Annotated in this window: 14 protein-coding genes; 10 read left to right on the forward strand and 4 right to left on the reverse strand. The window is 60.2% G+C overall.

Annotated features, from left to right (window positions below):
* The first annotated feature begins 156 nt into the window (after positions 1–156).
* The 6 genes from ABAC460_RS28975 (at position 157) to rpiB (ending at position 7,261) form a co-directional block, all read left to right on the forward strand.
* Positions 157–2,295 carry a sialidase family protein gene (locus ABAC460_RS28975; RefSeq protein WP_031236394.1) on the forward strand — a complete coding sequence of 713 codons (2,139 nt, stop codon included), beginning with the start codon at positions 157–159 and terminating at the stop codon, positions 2,293–2,295.
* A complete protein-coding gene (locus tag ABAC460_RS28980; protein ID WP_023452108.1) occupies positions 2,292–4,439 on the forward strand; it encodes a sialidase family protein in 2,148 nt (715 codons plus the stop codon). The genes ABAC460_RS28975 and ABAC460_RS28980 overlap by 4 nt, the downstream gene beginning before the upstream one ends.
* Positions 4,440–4,899: 460 nt before the next feature.
* Complete coding sequence (locus tag ABAC460_RS28985; protein ID WP_155914575.1) at positions 4,900–5,877, forward strand: hypothetical protein; 978 nt, start codon at positions 4,900–4,902, stop codon at positions 5,875–5,877.
* A 13-nt stretch (positions 5,878–5,890) separates the two neighbouring features.
* Positions 5,891–6,211 carry an STAS-like domain-containing protein gene (locus ABAC460_RS51170; RefSeq protein ID WP_155914576.1) on the forward strand — a complete coding sequence of 107 codons (321 nt, stop codon included), beginning with the start codon at positions 5,891–5,893 and terminating at the stop codon, positions 6,209–6,211.
* Positions 6,171–6,674, forward strand: coding sequence for a hypothetical protein (locus ABAC460_RS49540; RefSeq protein WP_155914577.1), 504 nt, complete (start codon positions 6,171–6,173; stop codon positions 6,672–6,674). The genes ABAC460_RS51170 and ABAC460_RS49540 overlap by 41 nt, the downstream gene beginning before the upstream one ends.
* A 137-nt stretch (positions 6,675–6,811) precedes the next feature.
* The gene (gene rpiB / locus ABAC460_RS28990; RefSeq protein ID WP_023452110.1) at positions 6,812–7,261 is read left to right on the forward strand and encodes a ribose 5-phosphate isomerase B; all 450 of its coding nucleotides are present in this window, start codon (positions 6,812–6,814) and stop codon (positions 7,259–7,261) included.
* A gap of 553 nt (positions 7,262–7,814) precedes the next feature.
* Here rpiB and ABAC460_RS28995 read toward each other — a convergent pair.
* From ABAC460_RS28995 to ABAC460_RS29005, 3 genes are all read right to left on the reverse strand, one after another.
* Positions 7,815–8,336: a carbohydrate binding domain-containing protein gene (locus ABAC460_RS28995; protein WP_023452111.1), complete on the reverse strand. Its 522-nt coding sequence runs from the start codon at positions 8,334–8,336 to the stop codon at positions 7,815–7,817.
* A 50-nt stretch (positions 8,337–8,386) separates the two neighbouring features.
* On the reverse strand, positions 8,387–10,069 hold the full coding sequence (locus ABAC460_RS29000; RefSeq protein ID WP_023452112.1) for a glycoside hydrolase family 43 protein: 1,683 nt from the start codon (positions 10,067–10,069) through the stop codon (positions 8,387–8,389).
* 143 nt (positions 10,070–10,212) lie between these two features.
* Entirely contained in the window at positions 10,213–11,334 is a 1,122-nt protein-coding gene (locus tag ABAC460_RS29005) for an endo-1,4-beta-xylanase (RefSeq protein ID WP_031236395.1), read from the reverse strand.
* A gap of 173 nt (positions 11,335–11,507) precedes the next feature.
* Between ABAC460_RS29005 and ABAC460_RS29010 the strand changes: the two genes are divergently transcribed.
* From ABAC460_RS29010 to ABAC460_RS29025, 4 genes are all read left to right on the forward strand, one after another.
* The gene (locus ABAC460_RS29010) at positions 11,508–13,904 is read left to right on the forward strand and encodes a glycoside hydrolase family 3 N-terminal domain-containing protein (protein WP_023452114.1); all 2,397 of its coding nucleotides are present in this window, start codon (positions 11,508–11,510) and stop codon (positions 13,902–13,904) included.
* Between the two features lie 16 nt (positions 13,905–13,920).
* Entirely contained in the window at positions 13,921–14,751 is an 831-nt protein-coding gene (locus ABAC460_RS29015) for a GDSL-type esterase/lipase family protein (protein WP_081716437.1), read from the forward strand.
* 2 nt (positions 14,752–14,753) lie between these two features.
* Positions 14,754–16,229: a DUF5597 domain-containing protein gene (locus ABAC460_RS29020; RefSeq protein ID WP_023452116.1), complete on the forward strand. Its 1,476-nt coding sequence runs from the start codon at positions 14,754–14,756 to the stop codon at positions 16,227–16,229.
* Between the two features lie 141 nt (positions 16,230–16,370).
* Positions 16,371–18,992, forward strand: coding sequence for a glycosyl hydrolase 115 family protein (locus tag ABAC460_RS29025; protein WP_023452117.1), 2,622 nt, complete (start codon positions 16,371–16,373; stop codon positions 18,990–18,992).
* A 134-nt stretch (positions 18,993–19,126) separates the two neighbouring features.
* Here ABAC460_RS29025 and ABAC460_RS29030 read toward each other — a convergent pair whose 3' ends face one another.
* Entirely contained in the window at positions 19,127–19,459 is a 333-nt protein-coding gene (locus ABAC460_RS29030) for a hypothetical protein (RefSeq protein ID WP_023452118.1), read from the reverse strand.
* Positions 19,460–19,615 lie beyond the last annotated feature (156 nt).

Consider the following 19,615-nt stretch of genomic DNA (forward strand, 5'->3'; position numbering starts at 1 on the left):
TAAGATACCCCTCCGCCGGCTTCGCCGGCACCTCCCCACTGCGTGGAGAGGAGGGCGTTTGTAATACCCCGTCGTGAACACCCTACCTTCTGCTTGACCCGCGGTTTTGGGTGTGAAAAACGTTTTATATTATAAAATAAACAAACGGGGCGCGAGATGAACGGGAAGGCGATAGTCCTGGCAGGGATGCTGGCGCTTGTGGCCGGTTGTGTCTGCGCTGAACCTTACAGCTGGCAAACCATACCGTTCCAGGGTGGCGGGTTCGTCGACGGCTTCCTATTTCATCCCAAGACGCCCAATATTTTGTACGCGCGGACCGATGTCGGTGGGGCTTATCGTTATGACTACGCGAACCGGCGCTGGGTGCCGTTGATGGACGGCTTCGGCCGCGATGACTGGGACTGTTTCGGCGTCATGACCTTCGCCGTCGATCCCAATGCGCCGCAGCGGCTGTATGCGACCTGTGGTCTGTATCTCAGCGATCGTGTGCCCGACGGTGGCGTCATCCGGTCCGAGGATCAGGGGGCGACCTGGCAGAAGACAACCTTGAAAGGGATCAAGCTGGGCGGTAACGCCATGGGCCGTGGCGCCGGTGAGCGGCTGCAGGTCGATCCCAACAACGGCGATGTGTTGTGGCTGGGGACGCCGCAGAACGGGCTGTTGAAGAGCACCGATCGCGGCCAGAGTTTCAGCCGGGTGGCGGCGTTTGTCCCCAAGGCGGTCACCACGGTTCTGATCGACGGCAAGACGATCTATGCCGGGTCGGGTGATACCGGCGACGGGCTCTATTGCAGTGTTGACGGTGGTGAGACGTTCAAGCGCATCGAGGGTTCGCCCAAGATGATCCCGCATCAAATGGCGCTGGATACGGATGGCACTTTGTATGTCACCTTTGCCGATGCTTTGGGGCCCTGGGGTGTCAGCGACGGCGCCGTGTGGAAGCTGAAAGGCGATGTCTGGACGGATATTACGCCGGCCAAACCCAGCAAGGAGCTGACCTTCGGCTATTCCGGGCTCGATCTCGACCGTCAGCATCCCGGGTCTTTGGTCGTGGCGACGTCGAACCGCTACAGCGGGGTCGGGGACGATATCTATCTGTCGCGCGATGGCGGGGCGACGTGGAAACCCTTCAAGAGTCAGGCTGAGCACAAGGCCGGGGGGCATCCCTGGCTGCTCAACTACATGAAGGGCGACGACGAGGATTCCACGGCCCGCAAGGAGATGGGCCATTGGATGGACGCGCTGAAGATCAACCCGTTTAATAGCGAGGAACTGTTGTACGGGACGGGTTACGGCGTTTGGATGACGCGCAACCTGTCGGCCTTGGAAGCGGGTGGGGCGGTTGTTTTCGACTTCGAGAACGAGAATTTCGAGGAGACGGTGATCCTGGGGCTGGAAAGCCCGCCCAAGGGACCGAAGGTGTTGATGGCGGCCGGCGATGTGTCGGGTTCGGCCTGGCATGACCTCAGCCAGACGCCGTCGCGCGGGCTGTTTTCGCCGACGCACGAGACCAACCAGGGGGTGGCGTTTGCGGCTTTGGCGCCGAACATTATCGTGCGCAGCGCCGACAATGAGGCTATCAGCGGCTATATTTCCTATGATGGCGCCGATAGCTGGCAGCCGCTGCCGGCCGAGCCGCCGCCTTTGCAGACCAAGGACTGGAACAACAACCGTTCGGGCAAGATCGCCATCTCGGCCAAGGGCCGGACGATGATCTGGGTGCCGGAAAACCATCCGGCCTACTACAGCAGCGACGGCGGCAAGACCTGGACCCTGTCCAAGGGCTGGCCGGCGCCGCAGCGCGGCCAGGAGCCGATCGCCGACAAGGTCAATGACGCGACCTTTTACATGTTGGATCGGGTGGCCGGGCAGGTATTGGTGTCGCGCGATCGCGGCCAGTCGTTCGGGCTGCTGGTGGGCGGTTTGCCGGCGGGTGAGGGACAGCTTCGGGCGGTGCCCGGCCGCGAGGAGGAGCTATGGCTGGCCTCGGGTTCGGCGTTATATCGGATTGTCAAAGGCCAGCCGGTGGCGGTGGCCGGTGTCGATCAGGCGTGGCAAGTGACGTTCGGGAAGGCGGCGAAGGGTAAAGCCTATCCGGCGGTGTTCCTATGGGGCATGGTGAGTGGTGAAGAGGGCCTATGGCGTTCCGACGATGAAGGTGTTCACTGGACGCGGATCAATACGGATGCGACGCGGTTCGGCCGCATGCGTGCCATTGCCGGCGATCCGCGAGAGCACGGTGTGTTATACATAGCGCCGGATGGGCGCGGCATTATGGTGGGGAGACCACAATGAACAGACGGCAGGTTTTACTGGCTTCGGCGGCGATTGCGTTGGTTGGGACGGGCGCCCAGGCGGCCGATGCGCCGTACACCTGGACCACCATTCCGTTCGGTGGCGGCGGTTATGTCGACGGGTTCCTGTACCATCCGAAGGCGCCGAACATCCTCTATACCCGGACCGATATCGGCGGCATGTATCGCTACGATTTCGCGGCGAAGAGTTGGATCCCGCTGCTGGATCATCTCAGCCATGATGAAGCCGACCTGATGGGCGTGCTGTCGATGGCGGTCGATCCCAATGACCCGAACAAGGTCTATGCCGCCTGCGGGCTGTATCTGGCCGACTGGGCCGGGAAGGGCGCCATTCTGCGGTCGAACGACCAGGGGAAGACCTGGCAGAAGACGGCTTTGGATATCAAGGTCGGGGGCAATAGCGACGGCCGCGGCTCGGGTGACCGGCTGGTGGTCGATCCGAAGGACGGTAAGGTGCTGTGGTACGGTTCCAACCAGGATGGCCTGTGGAAAAGCACGGATGGCGGTGCCTCGTTCGGCAAGGTCAATGGTCCGGCGACCAACCTCAGCCTGGTGCTGATCGATCCTGCTTCGGGCGCCATCTATGCCGGGGGTTATGACGCCAAGGCGGGGCTGTTCGTCAGCCAGGATGGTACGTCGTGGCAGCCGGTCGAGGGCACGCCGGCCCAGATGCCGCAGCATGCGGTGTTTGCGGCTGATGGTTCGCTGTATGTGACCTTTGCGCATGGTGACGGCAAGAATGTCGTCAACCCCAGCTATGCCAGCCAGGGCGGGGTGTGGAAGCGCGACAAGGCCGGCAAGTGGCGTGAGATTTCGCCGATCAAGCCGGTCGGTGGCGCCAGTTTCGGTTTCTCGGGCGTCGATGTCGGACCGGACGGCACGGTGGTGGTGTCGACGATCGACCGGTGGTGGCCCGGGGATGAGGTCTATGTGTCGCGCGATGGCGGCGGGACGTGGATTCCTTTGGGCGACAAGTCGAAGCACGATGCTTCGGGCTATCCGTGGCTGATCAACTTCCTGAAGGGCCAGGACAAGATGGGCCACTGGATTTCAGACGTGAAGATCAATCCGTTCAATGGCGATGAGATGATCTACGGCACCGGTTACGGCCTGTGGATGAGCGAGAACCTGACCAAGGCCGGAAGCGAGACGGTGCGGTTTGCTTTCAACATCAAGGACCTGGAGGAGACGGCGACGATCCAGATGACGTCGCCGACCGGTGGCGCTGTGGTGCTGGCGGCGTTGGGCGATGTCGGCGGGGCGGCGTGGGACGATCTGACGGCGACGCCGTCGACGGGATTGTTCACGCCGGCCAGCGAGACCAATTTTTCGGTCGATTATGGCGGCCAGGCGCCGGCCTTTGTGGCGCGGACGACCAACAGCGGTTCGCATGGCATGTATTCCGAGGATGCGGGGGCGAGCTGGACGGCGTTTCCGGCGTCACCGTATCGGCGGCCGGTGGATGGCCAGCCGTGGAAGAGTTCAGGAATTATCGTGGTTTCGGCCAAGGCGACATCGTTGCTGTGGGTGCCGGAAAAGGAAGGCGCCTGGTATTCGACGGACAAGGGGCGGACCTGGAAGGAAGCCGCCGGGTGGCCGTCGGGTAGGGATCAAGGTTTGACGCCGATCTCGGATAAGGTGGCGGACGGGGTTTTCTATGTCCATGACCGGTTTTCGGGGGCTGTGTTGATCAGCGTCGATGGTGGCGCGACGTTCAAGCCGATCGTGTCGGGCCTGCCCAAGGTCGAGGGCTGGCAGGGCGCTCAGCTGGCGGTGGTGCCGACGCGGATGCGGGATCTGTGGTTTGCCGCGCCCTATGGGCTGCTGCATTCGCGCGATGCCGAGGCGAGCATGAGTCAGGTCAAGGATGTCGATGTCGCCTGGTGCGTCGGGTTCGGCGCGGCGAAGGTCAAGGACGGCTATCCGGCGGTGTACCTGGCCGGCAAGGTCAAGGGTAAGGAAGGGCTGTGGCGGTCGGACGACGAGGGTAGGTCGTGGGTGCGGATCAATGATGACGCGCATCAGTTCGGGCATTTCCGGGCGATTGCCGGTGATCCGCTGGAATGGGGGACGTTGTATATCGCGCCGCATGGAAGGGGGTTGTTGGTGGGCAAGCCGGGGTAGGGGGTGAAGACTTGGTGGGGACTGTAAGCAAGATGTTTTCGTTTGGTTGACAGTCTGGACGAGTCAGATGACCTCTTTTGTCATCGTCTGAAATTGTGGTCGTGCAGTCCATTTCTTTCGAGGTGTGCTTTATGGACTGGCCTAACGCTATCCGCACCGGCGCATAACCGGATCCTCACGCAATCTTGACTAACATCGGGAATCCAAGGCAACCTTGGGCAGTCCGATGAAAAAACTAACTCTCAGATATAAGAACATCCTACTACACCGTGGGCAAAGCGCGTCCCGTAATAGGAAGCTGAAGCACTATAGGGGCTGGGGTAGCGCAGCACGTCAGCCCAAGGTGCCAACATTTCACGTAAGCATTTGGGATGGTGGAGAGCCCTTCACTGCACAGTGCAATGTACAGGCGCACGCCTGTCCGTCGAATCTATGCCTTTACGAGAATGCTGGTGATACGTTGAAGCTCTTACATAAAATTAAGAGCGGCCTGTGGCGGGTGACGCCTCAAACTGGCGGCTGGGTCAACCGAAAGAAGCGCGGGCTGCCAAGAATAAAGGCATATTTCGACTTCAGTACGATCGATCGTCTCTCAACGGCTGCGGCGTTAATCATCACGTCGGATTATGACAGAGCCAAGCGAATTTCAGGTATTGTACCGCCAGCGATTGATCTTGAAAACTGGGGTGATGATGCCTTCAAAGTTCTTTACGAAATCGGCTTTTTCGAACTGATTGGGCATGTACCAGGATCTCACCCTGCGCTGCGATATCACGACATCGATGACGGGCGTTTCCGGCTGATGCAAATAATGTCAGGCAAGAACTCAAACGAACTGGGCAATGTCGCCGAAGGCATTTCAGGCCTAATTGATTACTTGGGCAGTAGTCATGCCGTTCAGGATCTGTCCGTGGAAATAAACGGAGCTGTCGGCGAAGCCATGATCAACGTGGCCAAGCATGCGTACCCTGGCGATTTTCGTGCAAGTAGAGGCTTTAGGGCGGTTGGAAGGTGGTGGGTCACTGCGCGAGCCGACCGGGATAACAACACCTTAACACTCGTCATATACGATCAAGGAGCCACTATTCCCGGAACCCTCCCGCATCGGGTTTGGTACAACGACATCATTCTGGAGATTAAGCGAACGCTGGGTAAGTCCGATGCTTCCAGTGCCTTTATGGACCCTGAATTTATTGCTCACTCGATGAAGCGTGGCAAAACGCAAACGCTGGAACCTGGACGAGGCGAGGGCCTGCCGCAAATGCAGGAACTGATTGACTTTTGTGGGACTGGCTGTCTTAGAATCTTGAGCCGCTCCGGCGCGTACATATATGAGCGAAGCCACCAGCGAGAACCGAGTGTGACAAAGTACAAGTTACCGATGCCCTTGGAGGGGACGCTGGTGGAATGGGAGCTAAAGCTTCCCGAAGCGGCTTAGTATGGAAAACATCATGATCAACATAGCGGACTTTTCAAGGTACCCGTCCGGGAGGGACCACCGAGACGGCGACAACAATGGAACTCGATTTCGAGAAGAAGTCCTGTGTCCTGCTATCGAGGAAGCAGTAGCCGCTGGTAATAAAGTAGTAGTGTCTTTGGACGGTGTTAATAGCATGGGGTCTTCGTTTCTCGAAGAAACTTTTGGGGGGCTAGTGCGGAATCACGGTTACGGGAAAGATTTTATTAAAAGTATTTTAGAGGTTACAACTAATCGCGAATCTTTTAAGCGATATGTTGATGCTGCTTGGAGGTACATTGATAGTGCAGCCTAATGTATTTTCTCTCTTCGGAGTGCCTACATTTGCTGCCCTATTAGCAGGCCTTATTACACTTATTGTTACCACGTTATTTAATATACGAAGCGCGCAAAACGAAATAGTTAAAGATTACTTGGAAGATTTAAAAAAAATTGAGGATCTTTCAATCCAATATTGGCTTGGTGACCACGAAGCTAAACGAGATGACTTAGAAAAAATTGCAATTGAATTGCGGGCACGCCTCACAGCTACGGGTGATTTTTGCCAATTGGTGGGAAAAAACGGTATCGTCGTTGCCGGATTTTATTCGCGCTTCAGAAAGTTAGACGGACAGCTCTTCGACTTGGCAACGGGCGGAAGCTTTCAAACAGCAATGATGAAAGCTGACCCAGCGACCGCCGATCAATTGATTCAAATTCTTAGTGAAATTAGAAGTCTGCTTCGTCAGAGCCGAGTTGCGCGTTACTGGTTTCACTGATTTGCGAAGTTGTTAAGTAAGTATTTGAAATATTTTTGAATTTTGTAGATGTGCAGGCTGTCCGAGCGGGTGAGAGCTTCCACATTTCTCTTTGTGGCCTTGCCTCTCTACAGACGTTTTAAGAACGGACGACGCTCATGACATCCGCCGAACGCATCGTTCTCTCCAGCGACCATTCCGCCATACAACTCAGGCAGGCTATTGCGGGGCATATCGCTGCGCGGGGCTGGGTCGTGGTCGATATCGGACCCGCGACGCCGGAAAGCACCGATTATCCAACGCATGGAGAAGCGGCGGCGAAGCTGGTCGCTTCGGGGGATTGCCGGTTCGGCATCATCCTGTGCGGCACCGGCCAGGGCATCATGATGGCTGCCAACAAGGTCAAGGGTATCCGGTGCGGGGTTTGCTCCGATACGTTCTCCGCCCGCATGATACGTCGGCATAATGATGCTAATATGCTGTCGATCGGGGGGCGAGTGGTCGGGGAGGGGCTGGCGCTCGAGATCGTCGATGCGTTTTTAGGTGCTGAGTTTGAGGGCGGGCGGCATGAGAAGCGAGTGGAGATGATTAAGGCGATGGAGGGTTAGGGGCGTTAAGAGGACCTCTCCGTCTCGACGCCTTTTCGTTTTGGGGGGGGTGCAGGTGGAAATACCTGCGGGCCCAATCCCCCACCGTCTCATTTGCTTCCAGCAAATGATCCACCTCCCCGTATAACGGGGAGGGATTAAGTTATTTATATTCCTCGTCTTTTTTTAAAAGAGGCGAAAGTTCGCGTGGCGCTGCATCCGTGATCATCCGTGATCATCCGTGTCGCCGCAAAGCGGCGCATCCGTGGAAATCCGTGTTCCCACTTTAGGCCGGCGGCCGGCTTCGGCACGACAAGCACATACTGAAGTTCGTGCTTTTCGTGTCGCCGCAACGCGGCGGGTTGGTGCTTTTCGTGTTAAAATCTTGAGGTCGGGGAGCGAGTTAGGAATACGTTCGAGCTTCCGAAAGAAAGTCGCCCCACCACCACATCTCACTCGCTGGCGGCCTGCGGCCTGGCTCGCTCGTGCGGTCCCCCTCCCCACGCAAGCGCGGGGAGGTATCGGAAAAGTGTATTTCCACCCAAGAGGCGCGGGGAGGTATCAGAGATTTGGGTTACTGCGCAGGGATCAGGACGAAGGCGGGCCCAAGGTAGACCGTCTGCTTGGCGCCGGCCAGGTGAACCGCCAGCACTACGGTTTTTTTATTGTAATCCTGCGTCGCTGTCGTCTCGACGGCATACAGTTTCCACTCCGGACCCACCGACTGCGTGCTTTCGACAAGCGAGGTATAGGGCGCCGAATTGATCTGAACCCGGATATTCAGATGCGCCGGAGAACCGTCCTCGGTCTTGGCCTTCAGCCACACCGCCGCCAGGATCTTGTCGCCCTTCTTGATGTCGCCGGTAATATCCGTCTGGGCCGCCGAATCCCAAGGATTGGCGCCCTTGGCCGGGATCTTGACCTCGATGGCGTAGCCGCCCTGGACCGCGGCGTCCTTGATCCGCTTGTTCGTCTGCTGGCCGTAGACCTGCCAGCCCGAACTGGGGTCGTTGATCAGCTTGTCTTCGGCAAAGGCCGGCACAGCGGTAAAGGCCAGCGCGCAGACTGTGCCCGCGAGAAAATCCCGACGCTTCATATGATAACTCCCTGGTATTTTATTGTGGTTTTCAGGGAGGTTACATCCGGTCAGGGATTTTGGCTATAGGCGTACAGGCCGAACACCGTGCCGACAAAGCCGCCGGCTTTATTTGTGCTCAGCACTGTGGCATCGCCGTCCCACATCAGACGCTTCAGATCCGTCTTCATGTAGTCCTTGGCTTCCGAATACATGCAAATCAGCTTGTCGCGGCGGGCTTCCAGGGTGACGAAAACGCCGTCCTTCACGTCGACCGGTGCGGATTTCAGCACCACGCCGTCGCGCGGGTCGTTGGCGCCGGCGCGGACGGTGAGGATGATTTCGGTGACGCCATTGCGTTTGGTCAGGCCGCAAAAGATGTAGGAGTCGTCCGATTGCACGGCGGCGACGCCGGCGCGGTCGCCTTCGTCCGGCGTGAAGTGGACCCAGGTATCGAACGCGGTGGTGTTGCCCTGCTGGCGCGGGCCGGCGAAGCTGGGGATGGCGTTGACGTCGCCCAGGGCGGCGTTGCGGGCTTTCAGGGTGACCGTCTGGCCGTCCTTGCTGGCGGTCAGGAAGTCCTTGGACGAGCCGCGGATGGAGAGCCAGGTCAGTGGGTTATAGCCGTGCAGGTTCTGGTAACGCGGATCGGGTTGGGGTTTGTCGCCCAGGCCTTTGGGGCGTTTGACCGATAGCGGGATGGGTTGGCCGTGTTCAAGGATGACCGGCCAGCCGTCCTTCCAGGTGACCGGCAGCAGGAAGGTTTCGCGGCCGGTATTGTAGAGGTCGCCAGTATAGGGCCGGGTGGCCAGGAAGACCGACCACCATTCGCCGGATTTCGTCTGGACCAGGTCGGCGTGGCCCGAGGACGTGATCGGTTGGTCGCGGTTGGGATCGAGGTCGCGTTGGGTCAGGATCGGGTTCTGGTCCCAGGGCTCATACGGCCCCCAGACGTTTTTGGAGCGGAAGATGACTTCGGAATGGTCGGTGGAGGTGCCGCCTTCGGCCGCCATCAGGTAGTACCAGTCCTTGACGTGGTAGATGTGCGGGCCTTCGACCCAGACCGGCTTTTTGGCCAGGTCGACGCCGCCGTTGATGACCAGTTTCTTTTCGCCGGTCATGGCCAGGGTTTTCGGGTCGAACTCCTGCATCCAGATGGCGCGGTGGCCGCTGTAGAGCGGTTCGCCCTGCGGGCCGTCGTTCCAGGCGATGTAGGCCTTGCCGTCGGTGTCGAAGAACAGAGAGGGGTCGATGCCGCCGAACGGCAACCAGGTCGGATCGGACCACGGGCCGGCCGGGTTTTTGGCGGTGATGACGAAGTTGCCTTTGCAGTCGACGCAGGTGTTCACGATGTAGAACAGGCCGTTGTGGTGCGAGATGGTCGGGGCAAAGACGCCGCGCGAGGTGCCCAGGTTCGAGAAGGCGAGTTGGCCGGGACGGTCGATGGCATTGCCGATCTGCGTCCAGTTGACCAGGTCCTTCGATTTCCACACCGGGATGCCGGGCCAAAAGGCAAAAGTCGAGTTGACCATGTAGTAGGTGTCGCCGACGCGCTCGATCGAGGGGTCCGGGTAGAAGCCGGGCAGGATCGGGTTCTGGTAGTGGCCGGGTTGGTCGGGGACGTTCTGGCCGTAGCTTTCGTCCGCCAGGTGGCCGCCGCGCAGCCAGATCCCGTCGAAGCGGGCTTCGGGTTGGGCAAGCGCAGGGGCGGCGAGCGATAAGGCGAGGGCGGTGAGGGCGGCAATACGGCGCATGGCTTGCTCCAGATTATGGGGCGGACGATGTCAGAAACTGACCTTAGACGGAAGGGGCTATTCCACCGACGGAAAAGCCCCTCCCACCGCTTCGCGGTCCCCCCTCCCCGTAAACGGGGCGGGAGAAGAAATTATAGGTGTTCTTAGCGCGGGGAAGCGTTTTTGAAGGATTCCGCGATGGCGTAGTAGAGCGGTTTCTTTTCGAAGTTGGAGTCGAACGGCGTCGGGCGAAGCGGCAGCTTGTCCTCGCGCGGGGTGAAGCCCTGCAGCCAGTTGTAGTGGTCCGGCATGCCCCAGAAGATCACGTCCTTGGTCTGCTTGTAGCTCAGCATCTGGTCGAGATAGATCCGGCCAACCGTCGCCACGATCGCGTCGCGCTGTTCGATGTCGCCCGTCGGGATGCGTTGGTCGTCGACGTCGAATTCGGTGATGTGCAGGTCGTAGTCCAGCGCCACAATGGCGTCGAGCCACTCCTTCCACTGGTTGACCTGGCCGCCCAGCAGATCGAAGCCGTTACCGATGTGCGACTGCACGCCCAGGGCGTTGATCGGCACCTTCTTGTCGCGGAACCAGCGCAGCAACTTCAGCACGCCGGCGCGGTGTTTTTCGTTGCCGGCTTCCCAGCTCATATAGTCGTTATAGACAAGTTCGGTTTTCGGCAGGTTTTCACGCGCGGCTTCGAAGGCGATGCGCAGGACGTCCATGCCGAGGATGCGGGTGAAGACGTTGTCGCGGACCTCGCCGGTCGCCGGGTCGATGGTTTCGTTGACCACGTCCCAGGAGCACAGGCGTTCGCCGTAGTGGGTGGTGACGACCTTGATATAGTCGCGCAGGACCCGCTCGGCCTCGACCTTGGGCTTGGCGCCGAAGTCATAGGACTTCAGCCACTGCGGGGTGAATTCGTCGCGTGCCCAGTACAGGTTATGGCCGCGCATCGGGATCTTGTTGGCCTCGGCGAAGCCCAGCAGTTCGTCGGCCGGGGCGAAGTTATAGTCCGTCGCATTGTTGTTATGCGTGACGTACATCTTCAGTTCGTTTTCCATGACCAGGACGTTGCATTCCCGAATCATCAGTTCCTTCAGCTTTGGATCCTTGAAGGCGCCGATGCCGATGGCGTTGCCGAAGCGCAGACCCTTGGCGGCGGCCAGATCTTTCAACGGTGTATCGGTGCCGGCAAAGGCGGCCATGGGGCTACTTACTGCGGTGGCAGCGGTTACCGCGCCGGCGACGGCCAGGGCACCCCGGCGTGTGAGATTTTGACTCATGAAATTCTCCCTGTTGTCATTTTTGTTTGTTACCGCTAACACTGTCACCGATCGATACCGCCGTCAAGCGCGCCGCCCGCGAGATTCCGCGCTGGAAATTCGCCCAAGGCGCGTTTATGGTCAGACCAACCGCTTCGTTCAAGAAGCGAACATAAAACAGGGAAGTTACCGAAATGAAGCACCTGACCCGCCGTCTTTTTAGCGCCTCCTCCTTGGCTCTGACCATTGGCGCGGCGACCGCCGCTGCGGCCGCTCCGAAGAAGAAAGCCAAGAAGGAAGCCCTGCCGTACCAGGACGCCGCCTTGCCGGTTGCTGACCGGGTCAAGGATCTGATGGGGCGTATGAACCTGGACGAAAAGGTCGCCCAGATGCTGTGCGTGTGGCAGCAGAAGGGCGCCATCCAGACCGAAAAGGGCGATTTCGATCCCGCCAAGGCGACCGCGGTGTATCCGAACGGTCTGGGCATGATCGCGCGTCCCTCCGACCGGGTGGGCGTCAATGTCGCGACCGGCGCCGGCGATAATGGCGCGGTGCCGAACCGTAATGCCTTCGAGACAGCCACCTATATCAATGCCGCCCAGAAGTGGGCGATGGAAGAGACGCGCCTGGGTATCCCGATGATCATGCACGAGGAATCGCTGCACGGTTTCGTCGCCCGCGACGCCACCAGCTTCCCGCAGGCGATTGGCCTGGCGTCGTCGTTCGATCCGGACATGGCTCAGAAGATCTTCAGCGTCTGTGCGCGTGAAATGCGCGCCCGCGGCGCCAACCTGGCGCTGGCGCCCGTCGTCGACGTCGCGCGCGATCCGCGCTGGGGCCGGATCGAGGAAACCTATGGCGAAGATCCGCACCTGTGCGGCGAGATGGGCAAGGCCGCCGTGCTGGGCTTCCAGGGTGATACATTGCCGCTGGCCAAGGACAAGGTGCTGGCGACGCTGAAGCACATGACCGGTCACGGTCAGCCGGAAAACGGCACCAATGTCGGCCCGGCCCAGGTGTCGGAACGCGTGCTGCGCGAGGACTTCTTCCCCCCGTTCGAAAAGATCGTCAAGGAAACCAAGATCGCGGCGGTCATGCCGTCGTATAACGAAATCGACGGCGTGCCGTCGCACGCCAACAAGTGGTTGCTGACCACCATCCTGCGTGGTGAGTGGGGCTTCAAGGGCATGACGGTGTCCGACTACTTCGCCATCAACGAAATGATCACCCGCCACAAGCTGGTGCCCGACGTGACCGAAGCGGCCTTCCGTTCGATCAAGGCCGGCGTCGACATCGAAACCCCGGACAACCAGGCCTATGGCAAGCTGGTCGACCTGGTGAAGGCCGGCCGTGTTTCGGAAGCCGAGATCGACGCCGCCGTCCACCGCATCCTGGAATGGAAGTTCCAGGCCGGTTTGTTCGAAAACCCCTATGCCGACGCCAAGAAGGCCGACTCGCTGACCGCTACGCCGGACGCTGTCGCCCTGGCGCGCGAAGCGGCGCAGAAGTCGGTGGTTCTGTTGAAGAACAATGGCTTGCTGCCGTTCGACGGCAAGAAGGTCGGCAAGCTGCTGGTGCTGGGGACCCACGCCAAGGACACGCCGATCGGGGGTTATTCCGATATTCCGCGCAAGATTGTCTCGATCCTGGAAGGCATCGAGGCCGAGGGCAAGGCCCAGGGCTTCGAGGTCGCCTACAGCGAGGCCGTGCGGATCACCGAACAGCGCATCTGGGGCCAGGATCAGGTCAACTTCACCGATCCGGCGGTCAATGCCAAGCTGATCGCCGAGGCGGTCGAGGCGGCCAAGTCGGCCGACACTATCCTGATGGTGCTGGGTGACAACGAGCAGACCTCACGCGAAGCCTGGGCCGACAATCACCTGGGGGACCGCGACTCGCTGGACCTGGTGGGGCAGCAGAACGACCTGGCGGCGGCGATTTTCGCGTTGAAGAAGCCGACGGCGGTGCTGCTGCTGAATGGCCGTCCGCTGTCGGTCAACCTGCTGGCCGAAAAGGCCGATGCGATCGTCGAGGGCTGGTATATGGGCCAGGAATCGGGTTGGGCCGCCGCCGACATCCTGTTCGGCCGCGCCAATCCGGGCGGCAAGCTGCCGGTGTCGATCGCGCGTGGCGTCGGGCAACTGCCGATCTACTATAACCATAAGCCGACGGCGCGTCGCGGTTACCTGGGCGGCGAGACCAAGCCGTTGTATCCGTTCGGTTTCGGGTTGAGCTATACGACGTTCGAGATCGGTACGCCGACCCTGTCGCAGGGCACGATCGGTATCTCGGACAGCGTTCGCGTCGAGGTGACGGTGAAGAATACCGGGGCGGTCAAGGGCGATGAGGTGGTGCAGCTGTATGTGCGTGACGACGTTTCGTCGGTGACCCGTCCGGTCAAGGAGCTGAAGGGCTTCAAGCGCGTGACGCTGGAGCCCGGCGCCAGCGAGACTGTGACCTTTGTGCTGACGCCGCGGGAATTGCAGTTCTACAACACGGAAATGCAGCGCGTTGTCGAGCCGGGGACCTTTACGATCTCCGCCGGCCCGAATAGTGTCGACCTGAAAACGGCGATCCTGACGGTCGCCTAGTTTTAGGGGATCTGACATGAGTGTGGTGCGGCGTGGTCTTCTCGGTGGAGCCATCCTGGCGGGGGCGTCTTTCGGCATGGCCAGGGCGGCCGGGGCTCAATCCTTGTCTAGTGGGGCCCTGTCCGCCAACGAGCCTCAGTTGAAGACGGACGAGGCCGCGTTTCGCGACCAGGCCGAAGCCGTCGCACCGTTGCCGCCCCAAGTGGAGCGGGTTGGCCAGGACTGGGCCAATCTCAACCGCTACAAGGCGGCCAATCGCGACGCGTTGCGGCTGCCGGCGTTTAACCGCCGCGCCGTGCTGATGGGCGACTCGATCACCGATGCCTGGCCGGGCCAGACGGGTGATGTCTTCACCCGCAACGGCTTGATCGGGCGTGGCATCGGCGGCCAGACTACGGCGCAGATGGTGGTGCGGTTTCAGCCCGACGTCATCGCGTTGAAGCCTTTGGTCGTGCATATCCTGGCCGGCACCAATGACGTTGCTGAGAACCTGGACCCGTACGACTTTACGGCGACGACCAACAACCTGTTGGCCATGGCGGCGATGGCCAAGGCCAACAATATCCGCGTCGTCATGGGATCGGTGCCGCCGGCGACCAGCTTTGCCTGGCGTCCCGGTGTCGGTAACCGCAGCGACAAGATCCAGACGTTGAATGGTTGGATCAAGACCTTCTGTGCTCAGAACGGCCATGTCTATGCCGACTATTGGCCGGTTTTGGGGGATGGTCTGGGCGGTCTGAAGGCGGGGCTGGGCACGGACTCCGTTCACCCCAATGCGGCGGGCTATGCCGCCATGAATCCGGTCGCTCTGGCGGCGATCGACAAGGCCATGTCCCGAGGAAGATGACGATGAAGCTGCCGGTTCTGATCCTCGTGGGCGCTTTGCTGGCGTCCGGTGTACAGGCACAACCGGCGCGGATCAGCGACAAGGGGCTGATTGTCGACGGCAAGCCGTTCCTGGTCCTGGGCGGGGAGGTCGGCAATTCTTCCGTGTCCGATCCGAAGCAGATGGGGCCAGTGTTCGACAAGGCCAGGGCCATCGGATTGAACACCCTGGTCGTGCCGGTCGAATGGGACCAGATCGAGCCGGTCGAGGGGCAATTTGATTTTACCGTCACCGATGCCTTGATTGCGGAAGCGAAGGCACGGGATCTCAAGCTGGTCATCCTGTGGTTCGGGGCGTGGAAGAATTCGATGTCGACCTATGCGCCGGCGTGGGTCAAGACCGACCAGAAGCGCTTTACCCGGGCGCGTTCGGCCGAGGGCGTGGCGCAGGATATATTGACGCCGTTCGACGATGATTTGTTGAAGGCGGATGTGAAGGCGTTTTCGACCTTCATGGCGCATCTGAAACAGGCCGATCCCGCGGGCGTGGTCATCATGGTGCAGATCGAGAACGAGATCGGCATGTTGCCGTCGGCGCGCGATCATTCCGACCTGGCGACGAAACAGTTCATGGTGACGCGTGACACCGAGGAGCGGTTTCAGGCGCGGTCATATGCGAAGTTCGTTGAGGCCATGGCCAAGGCCGGCAAGGCGCAGTACGACCTGCCGATGTATGTCAATGCGGCCTTGAACCGGCCGGGCAAGCTGCCGGGGGAATATCCGTCGGCCGGGCCTTTGCCGCATCTGTTCGATATCTGGAAGGGCGTGGCGCCCAGCCTGGATATGCTGTCGCCGGACATCTATTTTCCGGACTTTGTCGAGCGGATGAAGCCGTATTCTTTTAAAGGCAATCCGCTGTTTATCCCGGAAGCCCATTACGCCGGCGATGCGGTGGCTTCGGCCAATGCGTTTTATGCCATAGGTGAGTTGGATGCGATCGGGTTTTCGCCGTTCTCGATCGAGAACCTGCCCGACGGCGATCCGCTGATTTCGGCCTATGCCGTGCTGGACAGCCTGGCGCCGCTGATCCATGCCCAGCGCGGCAAGGAGACCATGCGCGGGTTGAAGGCGCCGATCAATTACGATGGCGTGACGGATACGACGCCTCAGGTGTTCGAGCTGGGTGGATACCAGTTTACGGCGGCGTTCATCGATCCGTGGACGGCCAAGGACAAGCAGGTGCCGGGCAATCATGGCGCCTTGATCATCCAGACCGGCAAGGACGAGTTTATCGTCGCGGGTTCGGGGGTGACCTTGACGTTTGCTGATACCGGCAAGGAACGGATCGGCATGGAACAGGTCGTTGAAGGTACGTATGAAAACGGCGTCTTCGTGCCGGGCAAGTGGCTGAACGGCGACCAGACTCACCAGGGGCGGCATCTGCGTCTGCCGCCCGATAAGTGGGGCGTGCAGAGGCTGAAACTCTATAGATATAATTGATGCCTCCGGCAGTTGATTTTGACTCTTAAGAAAGGGCCCCGCCCGGCGCTTCGCGCCACCCTCCCCGTAAACGGGGTGGGCAAAGAAAGAGAAGTCAAACCAAACTGCCGTTGGACTAAGAACAGGTTGGGAGAGAGTACGATGAAGGCGATGTGGCTGGCCGCGGTGGTGTGGCTGGCGCCGGTGGCGGCGCTGGCCTGCGAAGGTCCGGTGGCGGTATGCGCCGGCCAGCAGGACGGCTTTGCGCTGATTTCCGGCGGTAAGCCTGCGGCCGTCTATGTCGACGCCAACTCGGCCGGGCCGGTGTTGCAGGTCGCGCAGGATTTTGCCGCTGACCTGGAGCGGGTGTCGGGCGTCAAGCCGGTCATCGTCAATGATTTGAACGGTTTGAGCGGGCCGGTGGTGATCATCGGCCAGGCCGGGCAACCGGTCATCGACGGGCTGGTGCGGGATGGCAAGCTGGGTGTGGCTGACATTTCAGGAAAATGGGAAGGGTATGTTCAGCAGGTTGTGACCGGTCCCATACCGGGCATTCCCATGGCTTTGGTGATAACAGGTTCCGATCCGCGCGGGGCCGTGTATGGCACTTATGACATTTCCGAAAAAATGGGAGTGTCGCCGTGGTACTGGTGGGCCGATGTGCCGGTTCGCAAACAGACGGATGTGACCGTTCTGGCCGGGGCGCGGTCGGATGCGCCGGTGGTCAAGTATCGTGGTTTCTTTCTGAACGACGAGGAGCCAGCGCTGGGGAACTGGGCGCGTGAGAAGTTCGGCGGCATCAATGCCGAGTTCTATGCCCATGTGTTCGAGTTGAATCTGCGGCTGAAGGGCAATTTCCTGTGGCCGGCCATGTGGGGCAAGTCGCTGCCCGATGACGATCCCAAAAGCCTGGCCATGGCCGACCGGTACGGCGTGGTGTTGAGCACCTCGCACCATGAACCCATGGCGCGGGCTCATGTCGAGTGGCAGCGTCAGAAGGACGCCGGCTTGATGTCCGGTAAATGGGATTACCGCAGCAATGCCGAGAACCTGCGCAAGTTCTGGCGCGGCGGCATGGAGCGGGCCAACGGCCATGAGCAGGTCATAACCTTGGGCATGCGTGGCGATGGTGACGAGCCGATGACCGAGGGGACGGCGACGGCCTTGCTGGAGACCATCGTCGCCGACCAGCGCAAGATCATCGGCGAGGTCACGGGCAAGCCTTTGACGGAGACGCCGCAGGTGTGGGCGCTGTATAAAGAGGTTCAGGATTACTACGACCACGGCATGAAGGCGCCGGAGGACGTAACCCTGTTGTTCGCGGATGACAACTGGGGGCAGATCCGGAGGTTGCCCGCCGCGCTCAAGGAGCGGAGCGTTAGCGCAACGCAAAATGCCGGTGCGGAGGCGAGGGCCGGGGGGTATGGGGTTTATTATCACTTCGACTATGTCGGGGGGCCGCGGAACTACAAGTGGCTGAACACCAACCAGATCGAAAAGACCTGGCAGCAGATGGACATCGCCTATGAGTCCGGCGCCGACCGGCTGTGGATCGTCAATGTCGGTGACCTGAAGCCGATGGAGTTCCCGCTCGACTTCTTCCTGGACATGGCCTGGAACCCCAAGGCCATGGACGTCAATGCGCTGTATGCCTATCCGGCCAACTGGGCCGAGCAGCAGTTCGGGCCGGAGCTGGGCTATACGATTTCGTACCTGCTGACGGATTCGTCGAAGTGGCTGGCACGGCGTAAGCCTGAATTGCTGGATGCCGGCGTGTTTGCGGCGAGCCCCGATTTCAAGGTGATGACGCGCGACTGGCAGGACATGCTGGCGGCCTCGAAAGAGGTTCGGGCGGAACTGCCGAAGGAGTATGACGCGGCCTATTTCCAGTTGGTCCATCATCCGATCGCGGCGGCGGCCAATGTCTATGAGCTGTACAATGCTGTGGCTGACAATCAAGTGGCCGTGGCCAAGGGCGATGCCGTCGCGGCCAATAAGGCGGCCGATGTCGCCGAGCAGGCCTTCGATCGTGATCAGGCGATCAGTGCTGAGTATCACGGGTTGCTGGGCGGCAAGTGGAACCACATGATGTCGCAGACCCATATCGGTTACGACAACTGGCAGCAGCCGGACAAGGATGTCATGCCGGTCGTGAAGCGGCTGCCGGTCGATGGTGTTGTGCCGGCGCGGCAGGTTGTGGTGGCCGATTACAGTGCCGTGCCTTATGTCGAGGTGCCGCGTCACTATGGTGGCCGCTATACGGACGAGCATGGCTATGTCTCGATCGATGCCGAATATTTTACGCGGGCGTTCGGTGACGTCAGTGGTGACGTGTACTGGGAGTTGGTGCCAGATCTGGGGCGGACCGCGGGTTCGTTGATCAGTTTGCCGCAGAACGCACCGGCTTCGGATGTGACGGTTCAGGCGCCGATGCGTGTCGAGTATGATGTGTCGACGTTGAAGGACGCCGACGCGGTGTTGCATCTGTATCTGGCGCCGACCCTGGATACCCAGGGCAAGGGCGGTTTGCGGATCGGTGTATCGATCGACGGTGGGGCGGTGCAGGTTTTGAGTTTTGATCTCAAGCCGGATGCGCCGGATTGGAACGAGGCCGTCAAGAACAATGCTCATGTGTTGAAGGCTTCGTTCCCGGGTTTGAAGGCCGGAGCGCATACGATCAAGGTGTTCCGAATCGATGGGAATGTCGTGCTGGAGAAGCTGGTTTTGGATACGGGTGGTTTGGGGGCTTCGTATCTGGGGCCGGTGAGGAGCATGCAGAATTAGGAAGGGGGCGGGAATGAGGGCAAGAGTACGGCGGGCCAAATCCCCCACCGTCTCATGTGCTTCCAGCACATGATCCACCTCCCCGTATAACGGGGAGGTATGATATTATTATGTTTGGTACTGCACGACAGTGCTTAAGTCCGCCGCTTCTTCAGGCGTTTGGCGTTGGCCATGGCGCGGGTGCGGAAGGGCTTCATCGTCTTGCGCGTCAAGGTTTCCGGGCTTTCGTTGGTGAGGATACCCGTCGATAGCGCAATCAGGGATTCGGCAGCGGCTTCGGCCTTTTCCTGGCCCATAAGGAGGAATTCGGCGCTGTCACGGGGGCTCAGCGGGAATTGCGCCATCGCCATGCGGTTCAGGCGGTGGCGGATCACCTGGGCCGAGGCCAGCATCATCTCGGCCGTCTGCCAGCCAAGACCGGTCCATTGCGTCACAGACAGGGATTTGGGCGTTTTGCGTCGTGGCATGAGTCACCTCCGGCGATAGGGTGACGTTGTGACGGTAAGGAAGCGATGTGTGGTGGCGGTTTCTACGGTAAGATACCCCTCCACCGCTCCGCGGTCCCCCTCCCCATGAAATGGGGAGGAGAAGGAAGAAAGTGTCTCTCTCCGTTCAGTGCTGTT

It is taken from the genome of Asticcacaulis sp. AC460 (assembly GCF_000495795.1).
Taxonomy (GTDB): Bacteria; Pseudomonadota; Alphaproteobacteria; order Caulobacterales; family Caulobacteraceae; genus Asticcacaulis.

Coding starts and splice junctions, on each gene's coding strand:
- ABAC460_RS28975 (WP_031236394.1), top strand. CDS start 157: ATGAACGGGAAGGCGATAGTCCTGGCAGGGATGCTGGCGCTTGTGGCC.
- ABAC460_RS28980 (WP_023452108.1), top strand. CDS start 2,292: ATGAACAGACGGCAGGTTTTACTGGCTTCGGCGGCGATTGCGTTGGTT.
- ABAC460_RS51170 (WP_155914576.1), top strand. CDS start 5,891: ATGATCAACATAGCGGACTTTTCAAGGTACCCGTCCGGGAGGGACCAC.
- ABAC460_RS49540 (WP_155914577.1), top strand. CDS start 6,171: ATGTTGATGCTGCTTGGAGGTACATTGATAGTGCAGCCTAATGTATTT.
- rpiB (WP_023452110.1), top strand. CDS start 6,812: ATGACATCCGCCGAACGCATCGTTCTCTCCAGCGACCATTCCGCCATA.
- ABAC460_RS28995 (WP_023452111.1), bottom strand. CDS start 8,336: ATGAAGCGTCGGGATTTTCTCGCGGGCACAGTCTGCGCGCTGGCCTTT.
- ABAC460_RS29000 (WP_023452112.1), bottom strand. CDS start 10,069: ATGCGCCGTATTGCCGCCCTCACCGCCCTCGCCTTATCGCTCGCCGCC.
- ABAC460_RS29005 (WP_031236395.1), bottom strand. CDS start 11,334: ATGAGTCAAAATCTCACACGCCGGGGTGCCCTGGCCGTCGCCGGCGCG.
- ABAC460_RS29010 (WP_023452114.1), top strand. CDS start 11,508: ATGAAGCACCTGACCCGCCGTCTTTTTAGCGCCTCCTCCTTGGCTCTG.
- ABAC460_RS29015 (WP_081716437.1), top strand. CDS start 13,921: ATGAGTGTGGTGCGGCGTGGTCTTCTCGGTGGAGCCATCCTGGCGGGG.
- ABAC460_RS29020 (WP_023452116.1), top strand. CDS start 14,754: ATGAAGCTGCCGGTTCTGATCCTCGTGGGCGCTTTGCTGGCGTCCGGT.
- ABAC460_RS29025 (WP_023452117.1), top strand. CDS start 16,371: ATGAAGGCGATGTGGCTGGCCGCGGTGGTGTGGCTGGCGCCGGTGGCG.
- ABAC460_RS29030 (WP_023452118.1), bottom strand. CDS start 19,459: ATGCCACGACGCAAAACGCCCAAATCCCTGTCTGTGACGCAATGGACC.